General features: G+C 68.9%; 2 protein-coding genes. One reads left to right on the forward strand and one right to left on the reverse strand.

The window, feature by feature from the left end; translation table 11 throughout:
- A partial coding sequence (locus tag QK444_RS34835; RefSeq protein ID WP_282786252.1) for a carbon starvation CstA family protein occupies nt 1-1,296 on the reverse strand: 1,296 nt, incomplete at its 3' end.
- A gap of 207 nt (nt 1,297-1,503) precedes the next feature.
- Between QK444_RS34835 and QK444_RS34840 the strand changes: the two genes are divergently transcribed.
- Nucleotides 1,504-2,847 (forward strand): sugar ABC transporter substrate-binding protein, encoded by a 1,344-nt coding sequence (locus QK444_RS34840; protein ID WP_282786253.1) that lies wholly within the window; start codon nt 1,504-1,506, stop codon nt 2,845-2,847.
- The last annotated feature ends 140 nt before the right edge of the window (nt 2,848-2,987 follow it).

A 2,987-nucleotide genomic window follows, 5' to 3' on the forward strand; every position in this document is an offset into this window, starting at 1 on the left:
GCCGCTGGCGTTCATGGCGAAGTAGAGATGCTGGTCGATGATGCTCGCGGTGACGATGGCCATCACGGCCACGAACGACTCCATGAGCATGCCGCCGTAGCCGATCATCCGCGCCTGCGACTGCTTCTCCAGCAGCTTCGGGGTGGTGCCCGAGGACACCAGCGCGTGGAAACCCGACAGCGCACCACAGGCGATGGTGATGAACAGGAACGGGAAGAGGCTGCCCGCGAAGGCCGGACCGTCGCTGTTGCTCGCGAACTCCGAGACCGCGGGGGCCTTCAGCACCGGCATGGTGATGAGAATGCCCGCGGCCAGCAGGAAGATGGTGCCGATCTTCATGAAGGTCGACAGATAATCGCGCGGGGCGAGCAGCAGCCACACCGGCAGCACCGAGGCGAAGAAGCCGTAGAAGATGAGCAGCCAGCCGATGGTGGCGGCGGACAGCGTGAACCAGTCGCGGCCCCAGCCGGATTCGGCCACCCAGTTGCCCGAGACGATGGCGAGCATGAGCAGCGTGAAGCCGATCACCGACACCTCGCCGACCTTGCCCGGCCGCACGAACCGCAGGTAGATGCCCATGAACAGGGCGATCGGAATGGTCATGGCGATGGAGAACACGCCCCACGGGCTGCCGCCCTCGAGGACGCCGGTGACCGGGTTCTCGGTGGCGGCCAGGGCCTTCACCACCACGATGCCGAGCACCGCCAGCAGGATCATCATGATCACCAGCACGCCCACGATGGCGGCCACGCCACCGACCGGCCCCAGTTCGTCGCGGGCCATCTGGCCCAGCGACCGGCCGCGCCGCTTGGACGACGCCCACAGCACCAGATAGTCCTGCACCGCGCCCGCGAGCACCACGCCCACGATGATCCAGATGGTGCCGGGCAGATAACCCATCTGCGCCGCCAGCACCGGACCGACCAGCGGACCCGCGCCCGCGATGGCGGCGAAATGGTGCCCGAACAGCACCCGCCGGTCCATCGGCATGAAGTCCTTGCCGTTCTCCATGGCCTCGGCCGGAGTGGCGACGTCGTCGCGCGGCTTGGTGATCTTCCATTGGATCAGCCGGGCGTAGAACTGGTAGGCGAGGATGTAGGTGGACACGGCGGCGACCACGATCCACACCGCGTTCACGTTCTCGCCGCGCATGAAGGCCACGATCGCCCAGGCGATCGCGCCGAGGACGGCTATCGCGAGGAAGATGCCCTTCTTGGCGGGTGTCAGCGGGGACCGGTCCACGATGCCCACCGGAGGTAGGGCGGGATCCGTCCGGAGGTATTCGATGGTCGCCATGTCGACAACCCTCCCGTGCGGTACTGCGGTGCATTACGGAAACAGGCCGCCCAGCGAAGCCGACTTGTGGTCGGACCGGACGCGGTGCCGCCTGTCGGCGTTTCACCACGCTTCCGCTGGAGGCCGAACGTATGCTGCCATGCGCCGTGGGATCTGCGTCACTCGGTCCGACGAACGGTCTGTTTTCTGCGACCAACGGTAGGAGTGATGCTGAGCGGGGTCGGGAAGGTCGGTGAACGGCCGGGCGCGGTCGTACCGCGACGGACCGTACTCCGCGCGGGTCTGGCCCTGCCGCTGCTGACCGCGGGCTGCGGCGGCGACTCCGACGACGCGGTCACCTTCTTCTTCCAGGCCCGGCCGGAGGAGGCGCGCGCCCGGCTGCTCATCATCGACGAATTCCGCAGGCGCAGACCCGATATCGCGATTCGCACCATCATGTCCGGACCAGACCCGCTGCAACAGATGCTGACCTACTGCGCGGGCGGGAAATGCCCGGATGTGCTCATGGCGTGGGAACTGCTCTACGCCGGGCTGGCCGACCGCGGCGTACTGGCGGACCTGAGCGAATTCCTCGACCGGGAGCCCGCGCACGCGGCCCGGCTGGCCGACGACGGGTACGCGCCGCTGCGGGACACCTTCGTCTGGCGGGGCGGGCGGTACGCGCTGCCGGAGCAGTGGTCGGGGGTGTTCCTCTATTACAACCGGCGGCTGTTCGACCAGGCCGGGGTCCGTGCGCCCACGCGCTGGACGGACGCCTGGAGCTTCGACGAGTTCCTGGCCGCCGCACGGGCCTTGACGCTTCGCGACGGTTCCGGGCGGGTGCGGCAGTGGGGATTCGCGGACGCCTGGGTGCCCTACTATTCGGCGGCCTGCTTCGGCATGAACAACGGGGCGGAGTGGTTCAGCCCGCCGGTCGCGCCCACCCGGACCAATATCGGCGATCCGCGCTTCGCGGCCGGACTGCAATTCTATGCCGATCTCGCCGTGCGGCATCGGGTCGCGCCGCGCGCCGCCGATCAGCAATCCGTGTCGGCCCCCGACCTTTTCGCTCGCGGTCGGGCCGCCATGCTGCTGGGCGGGCACTGGCTGTACTCGGAGTTCGTCGATCGCGACGGGCTGGACTTCGATGTCACCGTATTGCCGGTCGGCCCGCACGGCGGCCCCGCCGCCATCACCGATGTGGGCACCACCGGGCTGGCCATCGCGGCCGACAGCCCGCGTCGCGAACAAGCCTGGGAGTTCGTCAAATTCGCGACGGGGCCGGAAGGCCAGGAGATCATCGCGCGATCCGGGTTGTTCGTGCCGGTGCTGAATTCCGCAATGGGTTCGGCGGGGTTCGCCGCCGCCCATCCCGGAATCCGCAACCTGGAGGTCTTCACCGAGGGGCCCGCGCACTCCCGGCACCTCGCGGTGACGCCGGTGTGGGGGAAGGTCGAATCGCTGCTGGAGCGCGGCTGCAATCGGGTGCTGCGCGGTGCGGCACAGGCGGATTCGCTGGGCGGGCGCACCGCGCGCGATATCGACGAGATCTTGCGGGCGGCAGGGGTATGAGCGGTCAGGCGCGGAGGCGGCAGCACAGCGTAACCACGCAGCGCCCCGCTCATGCCGGAAAGGACACAGCATGAGCGGGTACCCGGACCGGCGTCGCGGCCGGTGGCACGGACAGCGGGCGCGTACGGTGCGGCGACGGG

The organism is Nocardia sp. CC201C, assembly GCF_030010695.1.
Classification (GTDB): Bacteria; Actinomycetota; Actinomycetes; order Mycobacteriales; family Mycobacteriaceae; genus Nocardia; species Nocardia otitidiscaviarum.